Annotated in this window: 16 protein-coding genes; 9 read left to right on the top strand and 7 right to left on the bottom strand. The window is 40.3% G+C overall.

Annotation, left to right across the window (positions count from 1 at the left end; genetic code table 11):
* Positions 1-30: 30 nt before the first annotated feature.
* Complete coding sequence (locus H5203_RS14595) at positions 31-1,707, top strand: hypothetical protein (RefSeq protein ID WP_182732134.1); 1,677 nt, start codon at positions 31-33, stop codon at positions 1,705-1,707.
* A 219-nt stretch (positions 1,708-1,926) separates the two neighbouring features.
* Here the strand turns inward: H5203_RS14595 and H5203_RS14590 are convergent, their stop codons facing one another.
* Genes H5203_RS14590 through H5203_RS14580 form a run of 3 tightly spaced genes read right to left on the bottom strand, consistent with a single transcriptional unit; the run spans position 1,927 to position 4,210 of the window.
* On the bottom strand, positions 1,927-2,262 hold the full coding sequence (locus tag H5203_RS14590; RefSeq protein ID WP_145239865.1) for a DUF3325 domain-containing protein: 336 nt from the start codon (positions 2,260-2,262) through the stop codon (positions 1,927-1,929).
* Positions 2,262-3,869, bottom strand: coding sequence for a PepSY domain-containing protein (locus H5203_RS14585; RefSeq protein WP_145239863.1), 1,608 nt, complete (start codon positions 3,867-3,869; stop codon positions 2,262-2,264). The genes H5203_RS14590 and H5203_RS14585 overlap by 1 nt, the downstream gene beginning before the upstream one ends.
* On the bottom strand, positions 3,866-4,210 hold the full coding sequence (locus H5203_RS14580) for a hypothetical protein (protein ID WP_145239861.1): 345 nt from the start codon (positions 4,208-4,210) through the stop codon (positions 3,866-3,868). The genes H5203_RS14585 and H5203_RS14580 overlap by 4 nt, the downstream gene beginning before the upstream one ends.
* Before the next feature lie 259 nt (positions 4,211-4,469).
* On the opposite strand from H5203_RS14580, the gene H5203_RS14575 reads away from it, so the two are divergent.
* The 4 genes from H5203_RS14575 to H5203_RS14560 are packed head-to-tail and all read left to right on the top strand — an operon-like array spanning position 4,470 to position 6,593.
* Positions 4,470-4,832 carry a VOC family protein gene (locus H5203_RS14575; protein WP_182819903.1) on the top strand — a complete coding sequence of 121 codons (363 nt, stop codon included), beginning with the start codon at positions 4,470-4,472 and terminating at the stop codon, positions 4,830-4,832.
* Between the two features lie 46 nt (positions 4,833-4,878).
* Positions 4,879-5,253 (top strand): VOC family protein, encoded by a 375-nt coding sequence (locus H5203_RS14570; RefSeq protein WP_182735315.1) that lies wholly within the window; start codon positions 4,879-4,881, stop codon positions 5,251-5,253.
* The gene (locus tag H5203_RS14565) at positions 5,243-5,833 is read left to right on the top strand and encodes a uracil-DNA glycosylase family protein (RefSeq protein WP_182735314.1); all 591 of its coding nucleotides are present in this window, start codon (positions 5,243-5,245) and stop codon (positions 5,831-5,833) included. The genes H5203_RS14570 and H5203_RS14565 overlap by 11 nt, the downstream gene beginning before the upstream one ends.
* Before the next feature lie 4 nt (positions 5,834-5,837).
* On the top strand, positions 5,838-6,593 hold the full coding sequence (locus tag H5203_RS14560; protein ID WP_182777287.1) for a phytanoyl-CoA dioxygenase family protein: 756 nt from the start codon (positions 5,838-5,840) through the stop codon (positions 6,591-6,593).
* Between the two features lie 71 nt (positions 6,594-6,664).
* Here the strand turns inward: H5203_RS14560 and H5203_RS14555 are convergent, their stop codons facing one another.
* The gene (locus H5203_RS14555) at positions 6,665-10,726 is read right to left on the bottom strand and encodes a DEAD/DEAH box helicase (RefSeq protein WP_182819902.1); all 4,062 of its coding nucleotides are present in this window, start codon (positions 10,724-10,726) and stop codon (positions 6,665-6,667) included.
* A 105-nt stretch (positions 10,727-10,831) separates the two neighbouring features.
* Positions 10,832-11,392, bottom strand: a complete 561-nt coding sequence (locus H5203_RS14550) for a short-chain dehydrogenase (RefSeq protein ID WP_182735312.1) — start codon at positions 11,390-11,392, stop codon at positions 10,832-10,834.
* Between the two features lie 131 nt (positions 11,393-11,523).
* Here H5203_RS14550 and arfB point away from each other — a divergent pair, with 131 nt between their 5' ends.
* A complete protein-coding gene (gene arfB / locus H5203_RS14545) occupies positions 11,524-11,937 on the top strand; it encodes an alternative ribosome rescue aminoacyl-tRNA hydrolase ArfB (protein ID WP_145239847.1) in 414 nt (137 codons plus the stop codon).
* A 1-nt stretch (position 11,938) separates the two neighbouring features.
* Here arfB and hemH read toward each other — a convergent pair whose 3' ends face one another.
* Both hemH and H5203_RS14535 read right to left on the bottom strand, forming a co-directional pair.
* Entirely contained in the window at positions 11,939-12,958 is a 1,020-nt protein-coding gene (gene hemH / locus H5203_RS14540) for a ferrochelatase (protein ID WP_182819901.1), read from the bottom strand.
* A gap of 96 nt (positions 12,959-13,054) precedes the next feature.
* Positions 13,055-14,383, bottom strand: coding sequence for an HD domain-containing phosphohydrolase (locus H5203_RS14535; RefSeq protein ID WP_145239843.1), 1,329 nt, complete (start codon positions 14,381-14,383; stop codon positions 13,055-13,057).
* Positions 14,384-14,631: 248 nt separating this feature from the next.
* On the opposite strand from H5203_RS14535, the gene H5203_RS14530 reads away from it, so the two are divergent.
* Genes H5203_RS14530 through H5203_RS14520 form a run of 3 tightly spaced genes read left to right on the top strand, consistent with a single transcriptional unit; the run spans position 14,632 to position 16,843 of the window.
* A complete protein-coding gene (locus tag H5203_RS14530) occupies positions 14,632-14,997 on the top strand; it encodes a response regulator (RefSeq protein WP_145239841.1) in 366 nt (121 codons plus the stop codon).
* A complete protein-coding gene (locus H5203_RS14525) occupies positions 14,994-15,569 on the top strand; it encodes a chemotaxis protein CheC (protein ID WP_145239839.1) in 576 nt (191 codons plus the stop codon). The genes H5203_RS14530 and H5203_RS14525 overlap by 4 nt, the downstream gene beginning before the upstream one ends.
* Complete coding sequence (locus H5203_RS14520; RefSeq protein WP_145239837.1) at positions 15,569-16,843, top strand: sensor histidine kinase; 1,275 nt, start codon at positions 15,569-15,571, stop codon at positions 16,841-16,843. The genes H5203_RS14525 and H5203_RS14520 overlap by 1 nt, the downstream gene beginning before the upstream one ends.
* Positions 16,844-16,892: the final 49 nt, after the last annotated feature.

Below are 16,892 nucleotides of genomic sequence, written 5' to 3'. Positions count from 1 at the left end.
CATTTTTTAGAAAAAAATAGAGTCATAAAAATGAAGTATTTAACCCCCTTTATATTACTGAACGTTGTTTTACTCACTGGGTGTTTTGATAATGAGATGCCAATGAGCGACGTTACGTATGTTCAACAAACCTCATCATCTACCTCACTATATTCAGCGCCTTATAAAGAGGGCGATGATATTCCCGCGCTTGCGTATATGCAATATGATGAAGAATATAATCCGGAATCGGTTATTCCACCGCAGTGTTATACCAAAACCCAGGGCAAAAATAATCCTTGTTATGCCTGCCATCAAACAGACAAGCAAGATAAAAATCGCCCAAATACAATGAATGATGGGCATTTACAAGGTGTGTACGAGTTTTCAGATCTTGGACTTAAAAACCACTGGAAGAATCTTTTCATTGATAGAACCCATTTAATTGCGGGTATTTCAGACGATCAAATCAATAGTTGGGTAAACCAAGATAATTACGGCAGCTTTATTAAAAAACTCAAAGCTAATCCTGATTGGCAAGGAGAAATAGCTGAAGTTAAAAATTTAGCTTATCCAGCTCAGGCATTTGATGAAAAAGGTTTTGCTAAAGATGGCAGCCATTGGGTTGCCTTTAACTATAAACCTTTTCCAAGTACTTTTTGGCCAACCAACGGTTCAACCGGTGATGTAATGATCCGCCTTGGAAAAGAATTTCGTGAGCGTGACGGCATCTACAATCAGGATGTTTATATCGCTAACTTAAGTCTGGTTGAAATGGCGATAAAAGATTTAGCGCAGATAAGTACACCAGATATTTCAGAGCGGCGTATTGGTCAGGATCTAAATAACGATGGCAGGTTATCGGCATTGGTAAGTAATATAACTAAGCAGCCCAATTATGTAGGGGATGCAAAAGACATAGAGTTAAGTTATCAGTTATACCCACAAGATACTGAGTTTTTACATACGGTACGTTACATTGGTGTCGATGAGGATGGTCAAGTCTACAATGCACCACGCATGAAAGAAGTCCGCTACATGAAAAAGCATCGCTTTAAATCTAAGCAATTACTGGCCTCCTCGTATTATAAAGAAGCGAAAGAAAAGCACTTTGAAAATCTGCCACAAACTCGTTATCTAGGCGATAAAGGCATAAACAATATGTTTGGTTGGACTATAAACGGTTATATCGAAGATGCTCAAGGTGATCTGAGGCCTCAACATAAACAAGAGCTGGCATTTTGTAATGGCTGTCATAAAACGGTGGGATCAACTTATGATCAAAGCTTTTCATTTCCGCGAAAAGTACAAGGGCGTGATGGCTGGGGTTATATTGATTTAAAAGCCATGACCGATGTACCAAATAAAGGTGAGCAGCAAGGGGAGTTTTTAACTTATTTTGAACGTGTTGGTGGCGGGGATGAATTTCGTCAAAATCAAGAAATGCTCATGCGTTGGTTTAATCAAGATGGCACTGTGAATAAGCAAAGAGTGAAGCAGGCAAAAAATTTATATGAGTTAATTACGCCCTCTAAAGAACGCGCAACTAAGCTTAATAAAGCCTACTTTACGATCATGAAAGAGCAGAGCTACTTATTTGGCCGCGATGCAACACTATTAAAAGCTAAAAATGTACTGCAAACAGTTGACGACTCACAAGCACCACTTGAAGAACAAAACCGTTATGTGTGGGACATGCAATTAGATTGGTCTACTGCTACACAGTAATAGGTTTGATATGTTTTATATTAAAAAGTAATTACTAGGTAATAAATATGACATATTAGAGGGATATCATATTCCACATAGATTGATTGGCAATAGCTTCAATCAAGCTATTTGTGACATGAGTATCCCCCTACTATTTATAACCAAATCATTTGGATATAGGCAAACTAAGTTAGTTTGCCTTTTTTTTTGCTCAGATCATATTTTTACTAACTAAGCTTAAAAAACAGTTAAAAACAGCCCACTGAGCATTACAACGGTGATATTTAAAGCAGTCATTATTTTTACCCAAGATGCTTTGAAGCTATAAAAAATCATTAATATTAAGACACTTAGCGCCATGTAACCACAAAATAGTAAAGCGCCGTAGCCGTTATGTTGTACAACACTCAGTACTAAGCTTAGTAAAATACTGATCCAAGCAGCGATCAAAAACTGTTTACTGAGTTTGTCGCTAGGGCGGGTTTTAAATACATCACGGTAATGATTAAATTTAGCCAAAGCAAAACAATTAAATGCCAGTAAACATAGGCTCAATTGCAGTAATTCATGCATTATGGTTGCTCCTGTAACTTAGTTTTTGCTGAACGGCGCGCCCGTTGTTGCGGTGTTTTAGCCGGAGTGTGAGTTGGTATTTTTTTGGCCTGAATTACAAATAAGGCTGCAAATATTAAGCACATTAAATCAAAACTAAACAACGCCCATTGGCCGTTTAGCAAGTAGCTTATTAGATTGCCATTGGTGGTAAGGGCATTAATAACAGGCACGCTGAGACAGGCGATACCGTTTATCCACGCGAGTAAAATCCACTGCGGCCTTGCGCGTTTAAATAGCGCAAACAAAGCAACGGCTAGCCAAGTCACAAAGAATGCAAGTATTTCTTTATCAGCGCGCTCAGGGGTTGTCATAGGCAGTAACCGGTTGGCAATAAAAAATGCGCAGGTTGCAAGTGGTAAGCCCATTAATGTGGCAAGGTTTAACCCTTCTACCAACTTTAAGCCAATTGTAGCAGGTTGGTCTTTTTTCATGCGTTCGCGAATACGCTTAGCCCACATAATACAGCCAGTTGCTATCATTACACAGCCAGCTACGCCGCATAAAAAGTATAACCAGCGTAATAATGGGTTAGCTAAACGGCCTGTGTGTAGGGCTGTTAGCGAGTCATAGAACACTTCAGTATTGGTTAATTGGGCAGCAGTTTTAGCTATTAAGCTGCCATCTACACCGTTAAATAATAAGGTGGGTGTTTGGTCGCGAACTAGGCTTGCGGTATCTGCACGGACTGTAATTGTGGCTGAGGCTTTATTTGGATCACGAATTGATATTTGTGTTAAGTCAGCATCAGGCCAGTTAGTATAAACTTGATCTAAAATAGTATCGATGGCTATTAATGGGGCGCTATCTGGGCTAGTTTTGGTGCGCACATTAGTGGGTGACACATCGTTAAATAAACCACGAATACCATCTTCGTATGCGGTCATTGCTGGATAGGGGAATAACATAAATATTAGCGTGATTAGGCCTGTATAGGTGATCATAATATGAAAAGGTAACGCCAATACTGACGATACATTATGACCATCTAACCAACTGCGGCTGCCTTTATTGGCACGAAAGCTAAACATATCTTTAAAAATACGTTTGTGGATCACCACCCCAGATATCAGCGCTACCAACATAAATAAGCTCGCAAAGCAGACAATCCAACGGGCTGTGCGTACATCAATGTAATGTAGGTCAAAATGCAGTCGATAAAAAAAGTTACCACCTCTGGTGTCTCTTGTTTGTGCTATTTCGTCGCCTGTTTGTGGGTTGATATTGTGCTCTTGCCAACCACCAAAACGCTTCCCTTCAGGACGAGGCTTTTCATAAGCATAGTTAAGCTGCGGTTTTCGCTCTGTGGGCAAGTAAATTCCCCAACGCGTAGACTCCGGGCCTGCATTTTGTAGGTAATTAATACCACTGATAATTTGGCTACGCTGTTGCGCTACACGCTGTTCAGGCGCTTGTACATTGTGCAGTGCTGGTTGATTCCATAGCGTTATTTCGTCCCGAAAAAAACTCACCGTGCCGGCAAAAAATATTAAATAGAGTAGCCAGCATACTAATAATCCAACCCAAGTATGCATCCAGGTCATGGAGCGGAAAAAACTCTCTTTCATAGCCAACCCTTTAGTAATGATAAGATCAGAGCACACCCTGAAGTAGTTAGTAAAATAGTGATCCATATTTTAGGTAATGACTTAACTGCAAACACCCAAATAAACACGCAGCTGTACACTAAAATAGTCAGGCTGATACTAAGCAGTACAGCATCTGATTTTTTCAGCGGTAAAATAATACTCAGTAACGCGGTAAACACGGCAGTAAAGGTATAACCACCAACAATGGCGGCAAAAAAGCGTGAGATAACAGCAAAACGGTAAGCATGGGCTTGATAAGCTTGGCTTAATTTAGATCTTATAGAGAGTGTTTGGCTGTTTTTGATAGATTGAGCGTGCATGATGATCCCTCAAAGTCCCAAATGGGGGCGAATAAAGGGGGTATTATATATTCTAGATACAGAAAAGATAGTGATTCGTATTTTCTTTGTTGTTTGTCGCGACGACAGCGCAATAATACTCAGTATATTTACTTAGTAAAATGATGATCTGCTTTTATCATTTGCTGTTTTAATTGAAAAGTTCGCAAATTTTTCAACTGCTTGTATGCTTAGTGATTGGAAGGCTATAAGCCGTTACATTAATTTTTTAGGGAGTACTATGTCAGCACACAAAAAACTTAATTATGTTGAATTTGCCGCAGCAGATTTAATCGTCACTAAGGCATTTTTTAGTGCGGTTTTTGATTGGCAGTTTATTGATTATGGCCCCGAATATACGTCATTTAGTGCTGATACAGCTGGGCTTGATGGCGGTTTTTATCAAGCTCCACTTAGCTCATTAACGCAACATGGCGCAGCTTTGTTAGTATTTTATAGCGAGAATATTGCGCAAACACAGGCTAAAGTAGAGCAATATGGCGGGAGTATTATAAAACCAATTTTTGATTTTCCAGGGGGCTGCCGATTCCATTTTACCGAGCCCAGTGGCAATGAATTTGCAGTGTGGTCAGAACATAATTGAACGCAAAAATAGATCATAATTTTACTAACTCAAGGAAATGAATTGAATGACAGATTTGAGTTGCGAAGAAATTAAAGCATTTGTACCAGCAAAAGATTTTGCGCTTAGTTGTGCGTTTTATCAGCATATGGGCTTTCAAATCGCGTGGGAAACCCCAGATATGGCGTACTTTTACCACGGAGACTGTAGTTTTTTACTGCAAAATTTTTATAATCCAGAGCACGCTAAAAATTTTATGATGCACTTATTAGTTGCAGATGTGACAGCATGGCATGATAAATTAACAGATGTGGGGTTGGCGCAAAAATATAATATAAAAATTACTGAGCCAAGCTTGCAAGCGTGGCAAATGATTGATTTTGTTATTTATGATCCAAGTGGTGTGCTGTGGCGAATAGGGCAAAGCAGTGATGATGGCTAGCACCTTGTTAAAGCAAGTTAGTCAATGCGTGATCTGTGAATCTGAGCTGGCGCTTGGGGCACGTCCGGTGCTGCAATTTAATCCCAGTGCGCGTATTTTAATTGCAGGGCAAGCGCCGGGGCTTAAAGTACACCAAAGTGGCATTCCATTTGATGATGCCAGTGGTAAGCGGCTGCGCGAGTGGTTAGGGCTTAAGCCATGCGATTTTTATGATGTAACTAAGGTTGCTATTTTGCCGATGGGCTTTTGTTATCCAGGTAAAGGTAAGTCAGGCGATTTAGCGCCGCGTAAAGAATGCGCACCTGCATGGCGTTCCCAGCTTTTAGCGGCACTGCCCAATATTAAGTTAACCATAGTGCTGGGTAAATATGCCCAAGCGTACCATTTACCACACACAAAACATTTACCCCTCACTGAGTTAGTAAAATCATGGCGTGAGTATTGGCCAGATGTTTTGCCATTGCCGCACCCGAGTCCGCGTAATAATATTTGGCTAACTAAAAACCCTTGGTTTGAGCGTGATGTGGTGCCACAGTTGGCGCAAACTATTCAAGCAATTTTGCAATGTGAGGATGATTAGTTTGATGATCAATACCCAATTTGAGCAGCATGGTTTTTTTCATGTAAAAGGTTTTTACACTGAACGTGAACTTGTGCATGAGCGCGAAGTGATCAATTGTTTTCATCAGCAATGGATCGCAGATAATCAACAGTTTTATCAAACCAAGGCGGTTAATAGTGCCTATTTAACTGCAAATACCTATTTAGATGAGGCCCAGCGCTTAGTATTATTTAAGTTTATTGCCAGCCATAAGTTAATGGCTCAAGTTGATTCGATACTTGAATCAGCGGCCTTTATGAATACCCAGTTGTTTTTTAATCCGGTTAATCCTGAGCAAGAAAATTATTGGCATCGTGATATGCAATACCATTTAAGCTTGGCGGAGCAGCAAGCTGCGCTATCGGGTCCTGAAGTGATACATTGTCGGGTTGCGCTTGAGGATGAGCCAGGTATTGAGTTAGTACCAGGTACCCATCGACGTTGGGATACCCCTGATGAGCTGGCAACTCGGTTGGCTATTGATCACAACAACACCAGCGATGATTTAGCCACCGGCCATGTGATAGAAATGCAAGCAGGGGATTTATTAATTTTCTCGGCAAATATGATCCACCGTGGTTTATACGGTAAAGACCGCTTAGCGCTGGATATTCTTTTTGGTGAGCCACAGCCCCATGTACTGCATTTTGTTCAGGATATCTGTCTGCCTACTCCAGCGATGATTTCGACATTAGAAGATGCCAGTGCCTTTGCGGTTACTTTGGCACACCAAGAATAACCGCGCTACATAGACCTGCCTAAAAACCACATGGGCTACTGTAATAATCTCGAAAGATAAACAGGTCTGAGCTACATTTCGCTGTTACTTAACAGCGCCAGTAGTTGATCTTTAGACATTTGCCCAGCATCACCACTGCCGGCGAGTACTTTATCTGCGAGTGCTTGTTTATGTTCGTGCAATTGCAGGATTTTTTCTTCAATGGTATTTTGTGCTATAAGTCGGTACACAGTAACGGGGCGTGTTTGCCCTAGGCGATGCGCGCGATCTGATGCTTGTTGTTCAACCGCGGGATTCCACCACGGATCGAGATGCAGTACATAATCAGCTGCCGTTAAATTAAGCCCCGTGCCGCCTGCTTTTAAGCTGATCAAAAACAGTGGTGCATGACCTGCTTGAAATTTATCAACTTGTTGTTTGCGTTTGTTAGTACTCATGCTGCCGTCAAGATAACAATAATCGATGCCGCGTTTTTGTAAGCGCTTTTCAACCAGTTTTAACACATCGACAAATTGGCTGAAGATCAGCGCTTGGTGGTTGTTTTCTAGTAATTCTTCAATAATCGCTTCTGCAGTGTCGAGTTTACTCGATGGCAACTTACTATTTTCCAGTAACAACTGCGGGGCAATACAAGCGCGGCGTAATTTAGTTAATGACGCCAAGATAGTAATGTATTGGCTGTCTTCCTGATTTGCTTGTTCAAGTGCGTTTAAACGAGTTGCTTCGTACAGTGCTTGCTCTTTTTCACTTAATGCGAAGGTTAAGTTTATTTCGGTTTTTTCTGGTAACTCGGTCAATACCGTTTGTTTGGTTCGACGCAGGATAAATGGAGCAATGAGGGTTTTCAGGGTATCGGCTTGTTGTTGGTTTTTATCGGCGTTACCAAAGCGCTTTTTAAATACTGGCAGGGTATGTAAAAAGCCTGGCATTAAAAAGTTAAACAAGCTCCACAGTTCACCTAAATGGTTTTCGATTGGCGTGCCTGACAGGGCAATTTTAAATTGACCATTGAGTGCAAATGCGGCTTTAGCTCTTAAACTCAAGGGGTTTTTAATTGCTTGTGCTTCGTCAAAGACAATATTAGCAAAAGAAAATTGCGCCAGTTGTTCACCAATTAGTGGCAGTAAACCATAACTGACGATCACTAAATCGTGTTTACCAGCCGTTGCCAGAATATCAGCGCATGCAGTGGCGTTTTCAATGATTTTTACATGCAAAGCCGGCGCGAATCGCTCGGTTTCAACTTGCCAGTTATGACACACAGATTTTGGCGCAACCACTACACTGGCACCTAAACTACTGCGCATTTGTAACACGGTTAAGGTTTGTAAGGTTTTACCCAGCCCCATGTCATCGGCTAAACAAGCATTGAGTCCCCAGTTGGCCAGTTGCATTAGCCATTTAACCCCGACTACTTGATAGTCTCGTAAAATATGGACTAAATGTGCAGGTAAGGTAGGGTCGATAGTTTGCTCAAATTTAGCTAAACGCGTTTTCCAGCTGTCACCAAATGTGACATCACCTAAGTCGGCAATGCTTTGGTGTAAAGGCAATGCACGCGCGTTGGCAATCCGTAGTTCATCACTTGGGTTGTGCTTATCAATATTTTGCATCCCTTCTAAGCGATTTAATAAGTTAGTTAAACGCTGATCCAATAATAATGAATTGCCTTCCGAAAACTCTAAAATGCTGCCACGGCGCGGGGCTTTAAGCAGGGTTTGTAATTCGTATATTTGGCCGCTAGGGAGTGAGATTTTACCACTGACGCTTAACCAATCGTTATCATCATTTAAGTTAAGAGAAAGGTGCTGGCTTTTGGCAACTTTCATGCCTTGGCTCGTTTCGTCCCAACTTAATACCAGAGACTGTGCTTTTTGCGCAGCTTCAAGTAACTCAATTGCTTGGCTAATATCTTCAGGTAAATAAAACTGCTGTTGAATTTGATTATGTTGCGGTGATTGCCGATCAGCAAATAATCCGGCCATATTTTTCAGTAAATTTCTAAACGCTTTTTGCTCTGCTTTTAAATCACGTTTAATAACAATGCTGTCGGTTTGATCATCATCAGTATGTGCGAGTGTCAAAGCACCAATGCCGGGCTCAACCCAAGGGCCATCTACGCCATTTGGCATGGCATAAAAGTTAATGTTGATACCTAATTGGGTAAGAGCGATCACTGCGGCAAATTCACACAAGCCTTGGCGTACGTTGTTGATATGAGCAAACTCGGTACGCTGGCTGCTAATATGATGCTCGTTAGCCAGTACTTGTAATGCGGCATTTAGTTGTGGCAGTTTTTCTTCGGTTAAATTATTGGGTTGTTGCTCAAATAATTGCAGTAATTTGAGCTGTTTGTCATTAATGGCGAATACTTGGTAACAATTTGCGTGACTGTGGATAAGTAAAAAGTCACAGTCCGGATCGCTGATACTCGGTTGCATTACCAGGCGATAGCAATCATTGCTGTCTTGTGCAATTTCAATGACAAACTCGCCTTTGATCAGCGTAAGTGGCTGTCCATTGTGATCTTCAAGCCCTTTAAACCCTATTAATGCTAGTAATACCGCGGCCGTTGCGTGTATCTCGTGATAACCAAAACCGGCATGGTTGTTGAGCACTTGTACTAAGTTATGATCGGCGCTGGTTAATGCATCTTGATACTGGTTATAAGCAAGTTCTTGGGCGTTTACTTTACGACCTTTGGTCCATTCGCCTTTGGCATTAAGTTGCTGTACTTTGGCTTGTATGAGCGGTAAATCTAAATGGGTTAAATCCAGTTGCCATATAATTCGTTGCTGCGCAGTGGGCGTATCAATTTGGCTAATATTATTAAGCCAACGCTGCCATTGTGGGACGCGGGTAAAGTGCTGTAATAAACCAGTATTGGGTAATGGTGTGTCATCGCTAAGCCAATTAACTAAGTGCTGGCATTGCTCAGCTAACCAGTGTTGATGCGCATTAATTGCGCTATTGAGCTGTTCTAACAGTTCAGTATCACCCCTTAGATGATTTACCTGTTCGTCTGTGGCGTTTTTAATAATTGCCAGTAATAAGCAAAATAATGGCGCTAATGCATTCGGGTTACCAAGTAGATGACTTAAGCTGTTGCTTAAACGATGGTTTTGATAGTTAGCTAAATCCTCTTCCAGCAAATAATCAATCGCTTGGCTTGGGTGGCTTAATTCCCCAAGATTTTTTTGATACCATTTTCGACAGGTATTTAGTTGTTTAATATCTGCTGCGGTTGCACTGATAAATAGGCATATAGTGTAAAGTAATCCGGTGATCTCGGTCGGATAGATGCCTTTGCCAAAGTTTTTTCTAAACGCTGTTAAAGCGCTTTTATACTGTATCAAAGCAATATCAATAAACTCACCCTTGATGGCATTGGTATTTGCTTCATAAAAAGTGGCTAAAACACGGTCTCTTTTATCATCTAGCAATTCAGCAAAATTATCTTCTTGTAATAATATGGCTAAATTCTCATTCAGATAAATACGTTTTCTCAGCTCTGTTGTTGGGAGCGCTTTGGCAATCAGAGTCGGCCATGCACGCTCACTGGTGAGATTGAAAAATTGACCGCGGATAAAGTTATCTAAGCAAAGCTGTTGCCATTGCTCAGGTAGGCATTGCCACAGTTGCTCGCTGTATGGTGATTGCGCGAGCAAATTAACAAAGCCGCTATCAAGCTCAAGTGATAAATCACCAGGGAGCGGTTTTTTTCCGCTTTTTGCGCGGTCAAGATCATTAAATAGCAGGTGCAGAAAGTGCACTGCTTTATCGTGGTAATAATAGCTTTTTGTAGCTTCGGTTAAGAAAGCATGCAATAAAACTGGCTGATGTTTTATCGCATTAATAGCTACATAAGCAACTGCGCTAACTGATATACGAAAGTTTGGTCCGTAGGGGAGCTTCCAAATTAAATCTTTAGATTCGAGTTGTTTAGTGTATTTAGCGACTTCAGCTTGAGAAAATGAATAGCCATTTTTAATGTGACTATAAAGACGTTTAGTGAGCTGCTGAACAGAGTTCTCATAGCCATGCGATGAGCCACTTATTATCAGTGCAAGTAATACACACAGTTGTTTTTGGTCGTTATCAGTTGTGGCGGGCGGCAAAGTACTTAATGGCATAAAATCAATAATTAAAGTCGCTAATGATTGCAGCCAGTATAAGTTTCAGCTGGGGGAGTTACAACCAATAAAAAAGCGACCCAAAGGTCGCTTTTTTATAAAAACCTATTGCACTTTGGCAAACAGTTTTTGTAGTTGCGGCATATATTCTTTAATTAGTTTTAAATTACTTTCGCTAACAACCGGCGCACCTGTATTAGCAGCATTAGCTGAGTTACCAAGTGTGCCCATCATTGAACTAGCGCTGTTATTTTTCGAGCCGCCCATACTTTGCAAACCGCCCATTAACTGATTTACTTTATCTTTGTTTTCTGGCGATAAATTACCTTTGATGTTTTCAAGGTAAGCCATTGAGACTTCAGAACCCACAGTAATTAGTTGTTCAGGGGTGAAACCATATTTATTGGTAAGGGCTGCAAACTCTTTGTATAAATCATTATCTTTGATTGTACCAAGGGCGCCTAATGCCATTGCAGTCGAGCCCCCTTCAGAGCCACCTAACATACTACCCAAATCCATGCTTTTTAATGAATCTTGACTTTGTGACCAATCAACAACCGCGGGTAATGCTTTCATATAGCCTTGTAAATCTTTTTCTGTGATATCTGCCGCAAGGCTTGAAAAACTCATTGCTAACAAACTAAGAGATAAAATTATTTTTTTCATGTTGAGCACCTTTATTCAATTGTTAGTTGCATTAAAGACTATTAATTAGATAACCGCTATAAATTAAAGAGGGTTTTAGTCTGTTAACATCAGATGATATACTACATTTTTGCCTGATGTAGCTGAACCTCATGTTAATTATTTCAAATACCGTAACAATCGATGAATGGGAAGTCGAGCTGTCAGCTATTCGTTCACAAGGAGCGGGTGGTCAAAATGTTAATAAAGTGGCCAGTGCGATCCACCTTCGCTTTGATATTAATCGCTCAAAGTTACCAGAGTTTTATAAAGAGCGGTTGTTGGCGTTCAATGATAGTCGAATCACTAAAGAAGGTGTGATTGTTCTCAAAGCACAAAGTCATCGAACTCAAGAGCTAAACAGGGAAGATGCGTTAAAGCGACTAAAACAGCTTATTTTATCAGCCACTAAGGTTGAACGTGCTCGTCGTGCTACTAAGCCAACACGTAATTCACAGCGCAGACGCATGGATAAGAAAACCAAACATGGTAATACCAAAGCGCTGCGCGGCAGTGTTAAAGTTTAATTTATAAGCTTGGTTTAAGCACCTCAAATAACGCGTTAATATGATCGTCTCTATCATTAAGCGCAGCTATATAACGGTATTTTTCACCGCCAGCTTGTTCAAAAATCTCTCGGTTTTCACCTTCTAATTCTTCAAGTGTCTCAAGGCAATCAGCGCTAAATGCAGGGCTGATAATAGCCACGTCTTTAATCCCTTCGCTTGGTAAGCTCTCAAGGGTTGCATCTGTGTAAGGTTTTAACCACTCAGCTTTACCAAAACGGCTTTGGAAAGTGGTGATCACTTTGTCTTTGTCTAGGCCTAGCTTTTCTACCACTAAACGGGTGGTTTGTTGGCACAGGCAGTGATAGGGATCGCCATTATCTAAAAACTGTTTAGGCATACCGTGGTACGAAAACACCATTTTTTGTGGCATACCGTGTTTTTCTAAATCTTCGCTAATGCTGTTAGCGAGTGACTCTAGGTAGGTTGGGTTTTTGTGATACCCATTTATAAAGTGAAGCTCTGGCACCCAGCGCCATTTTTTTAATACATTCGCCACGGCATCAAATGTTGAGCCTGTCGTTGGGCTTGAATATTGTGGGTAAAGTGGCAACACAATAATGCGGGTTAAGCCTTTATCTCTGAGCTCTTCAAGGCCCGCTTCGATTGATGGATTACCGTAGCGCATCGCCATAACCACTTCGGTATTGGTATAGCCATGCTGTTTTAATAAGGCATTTAATTTAAGGCTTTGCTGGCGTGTAATATGGGTCAGTGGCGAGCCATTTTCAGTCCAGATACTTTTATATAGTTTAGCTGAGCGTTTTGGGCGAATACGCAAAATGATGCCATGCAGGATGATCATCCACACAATACGCGGTATTTCTACGATACGAGGGTCTGACAAAAACTCACGTAAGTAAATACGCAATGCACTTGCTGTTGGGGCATCGGGGCTGCCTAAGTTGGTCAGTAAAACCCCTGTTTTTTGATTAAAACGCTGATCATGAGGGTTATCGGTAACGGCTGAAAATCGCGACACGCAATGCTCCTAAAGCAAAATAGACGGTTATGGAATATATGCTATTAATATTAATAGCTTATTGTAACGAATGAAAGGGTAAATAGGATCACTGATTTACAATGATTTGATCATGATTCTAAATGGAGTCGGTTTTTTAGCTTCTAGTTGCTGTAACTTTTCAATGGATTTAGCACTAAATATATGCCCCTTTGGTAGCAACATAATACCCGTGTGACTATGCAGTGCATGGCTAAGTACCATATTGATGGCTAGCTCTTTGGCCGTTATTATTTTCATCGAGCCTACTTTTGCTTGCTGCTTAATGCATTTAACTCGGCAAGCCTCCAAAGCTTGCACTAATTTAGGATGGTAAAAGTTACCGCTGTACATTTTTACTGTTTCGAGTGCATGTTGGTGCTTTTCTTCATCTTTTAAATTACTTTGTTCAAATGCATCCCAATAGTCACGTGCAAGCGCGAGTATCATTGCACTAAGAGGAATATCATTACCTTTTAATCCTTTAGGTAGGCCATTACCGTTATAGCGTTCGTACTGGTGATAAATGGCGTCAGACACTTCATGCAGATGAGTCGCAGGCATTAACATCAATTGTGCTGTACTTGGATGCGTATAATAACTTTTGCGTTGCTGTTCATTAAGCGCATGCACGGGTTTTTCATAAAGTGCGGGATCCATTGCTAACAGCCCTATCTGAGCTAAGTAACCAGCCATTGCCGCCATTTCTATATTTTTTGGCGGTAGCTGCAACTGTTTTGCTATTTGCGTACAGGTATTGGCAATGTTCTGCGCTTTGGTGCCATCTAAATATGGATTGGCATTAATGAAATTATAGAGCAGCTCGAAGGTTGCGCGGTGTTCATTTTTTTCATTTGTATTGGCAACTTTTAGCTGTTGTAAGACCTGTTTAATCTGTTTAGTTCGTTTCTCAACTAACTCTTCAAGTGAGTCATTTAAATCTTTTAATTGCGAGTTTTGTTTTTCTACATGGGCTTGAAGAATTATATTTTGTTTCTTTAAACGGTATTTCTCTACTGCTGACTTTATTATGCTTATTAGTTGATCATTCTGCCATGGTTTGTTGATATATGCATGAATACCGCCTTCATTTACTGCTTTCACAGTAGATTCCAAGTCAGAAAAACCAGTAAGTAGTATGCGTTGCGTGTCTGGGGCTGTCTCTCTTGCTTTTGCTAAAAACTGAGCACCATTCATTTTTGGCATGCGCATGTCGCTTATGATGACATCAAACTCTGTCTCTGCCATTTTCTTTAATGCTTCTTCACCCTCGCTACAAACTGTTGAGGTGAAATTATATTGCCTTAACAGTCTAGTAAGTGATTTTAGTACTCCTGGTTCGTCGTCTAAGCATAAGATATTTGCAGGCTTATTTGTCAACTCCGCGATTTCTTGTATTTCATGCATATTTATTGTCTATTCAAATACTTTGTCATTTTTAATCTAGTATATGTTTAAAGTATAAACAATTTTTAATTATTAAATGTTTTCAGCGTTGTGAGTGATTTTATAGAAAGTAAACATATCTTTTCAAATTTTAGTATCGTAAAACTTTCGCGAGCGCAGACAAAAGTGAGTTGTTTTTTTGCAGAAAGTATAAAACCCATCTAGTATGAGACAGATAAGACATTAATGTTAATACAAGAGAGATTGTAATGGCGATACCGATAACAATTGCAGATGATTCAGCGCTGTCACGCAAAACTATTAGAAGGGTCTTGCCAGAAGATTGGGATGTAGAGATACATGAAGCTAAAAATGGAATCGAGGCTTTAGAGGCTGTGAATAATGGTCTGGCTGAGGTGTTATTTCTAGATTTACAAATGCCGCAAATGAATGGGTATGAGGTTTTAAAGGAACTGCATGATGAGCATAAAAAAACAATCGTAATTGTAATTAGTGCTGATATTCAACCAGAGGCGCAGGCATTAGTTAATTCTTTGGGAGCGTTTAGGTTTTTGAAAAAGCCAATATCTGCCGAGGAGCTTAGTAATACATTACAAGAGGTTGGGTTGTTATGATTACTATTAGCGAAGAGGAGCGAGATGCCTTACAAGAAATAATGAATATATCTATGGGGCAAGCTGCAGATGCACTTGCTCGGCTGATCCAAACAAAGGTTGCGTTGTCGGTGCCAGCCATTGAGGCGTTGTCGCCTGCGGCATTTCAAGAAGTTCTCGATAATTTTAAAAGTAGCTGGTTTGCAAGGCAATCTTTTGTCGGAACAATTCGAGGTGAAGTGATTACTGGCATACAAAAAGATGGATGTTCAGCACTGGCTGATATAATGGATTTTGACTTACCATTAGATCAAGCGGCTACTGAGGAACTTGTATTGGAGGTTACAAATATAATCTCGGCTGCCTGTTTGCAGGGTTTTACTAGTCAACTTGAGTTATCTACTCAGTTAAATATGCCTGCCTTTTATTATCCAGATAAAGCAACACAAAATATTGAATGGTCCTCTGTGTTAATTATTGAAGTGGATTTTAAGATTGAGCATATGAAATTTGATGCTCGCGTGTTAATTGGACTCAGTGAAGGGTCTATAGAACAAGCACTCATTCCTATCCGTGCTCTCTTGGAGGAGTAATGGAAAAAGCGGAGTTTGAGCGAGTAATAAGGCAAATCCCCATAGGAGCTTGCATTATTGATGTAAACTGTGTGATTACCTTTGCTAATCCTGCATTTTCTGGCGGTTTAACTGCAAGAAATGACCACCTTATAGGTGAGAACCTGCTCACTGTGTTCTCTGAGCAAGCGCGTTTTTTAAGGCGAAAAATAGACAGTGTATTTGTACTCAAAAACTCTAGCTTCAGTTACTGGCAACAACGGCCACATGTATTTCCGATGAGAAGCACTCGACCTATTACCGGTGATGAGTCTCAAATGTATCAAAATGTTCAATTTATGCCGATTACTGCTTGTGATGGAGAAGTGAGCCATGTGTGTATTGTTGTAACAGATGTAACAGCAGAGGCTAGTTATTTTATGCAGCAAACTGATTTGAAAAATGAGTTGGAGTCTGAGCATCAGCAGCTAAAAAAACTACATCAAGAGCTTAAAATTGCACAAAGGCAAATGTTGCAATCCGAAAAAATGGCTTCTATTGGTCAGCTTGCTGCGGGGGTTGCACATGAAATTAATAATCCTATTGGTTTTGTGCGCTCAAATTTAGAAACGCTAAAAGATTACTCGCAAAAATTAATGAAGACCAATGAAACGCAAAAAAAAATCATTTTAAAGCAAGCTGAGCCTAGGTTTATTGCGTTACTTGAAGATGTTTATGAAAAAAACGGTATTGCGTTCATTAATGAAGATCTCCCAGAACTGCTTAACGAGTCTTTAGATGGCACAGAGCGAGTTCGAAAAATAGTAAGTGGATTACGTGACTTTGCAATACAAGATGATGAAAATTGGGCTGAGGTTAATTTATGTGCAGAAATTGATTCTGCCTTGGTGGTACTTGAAAACGAAATAAAATATAAAGCCAAAACATCCGTCTCACTACCTGATGAAGCTATAACTTTTTGGGCAAAACCCAGTGCAATTAGACAGTTGTTGTTTAATATTATTGTAAATGCGTTGTATGCAATGCAGCCAATGGGTTTATTAAGTATTAGTTGTGCCTATAATGAAAGTAAAGATGTGCTACTTACAATAACCGATACAGGATCTGGTATTAGCCCTGAAGATTTAGTGCGTATTTTTGATCCCTTTTTTACTACGAAAGATATAGGCCAAGGTACTGGGCTTGGACTCTCTGAAGTATACGCAACGGTTCAGGAACATCACGGTCAGGTTAATGTGAGTAGTGAATTAGGCAAAGGCAGTTGCTTTGAATTTACGTTTAAAAAGCAAAAATAAACTTTAGAGTGAAACACAAGTACTTCCTTTCAAAGGTAATACTGAGCTG

Origin of the sequence: Pseudoalteromonas sp. SG41-1, assembly GCF_014164575.1 — a bacterium.
GTDB classification, from domain to species: Bacteria; Pseudomonadota; Gammaproteobacteria; order Enterobacterales; family Alteromonadaceae; genus Pseudoalteromonas; species Pseudoalteromonas rhizosphaerae.
This window is presented reverse-complemented; position numbering and strand designations above follow the sequence as displayed.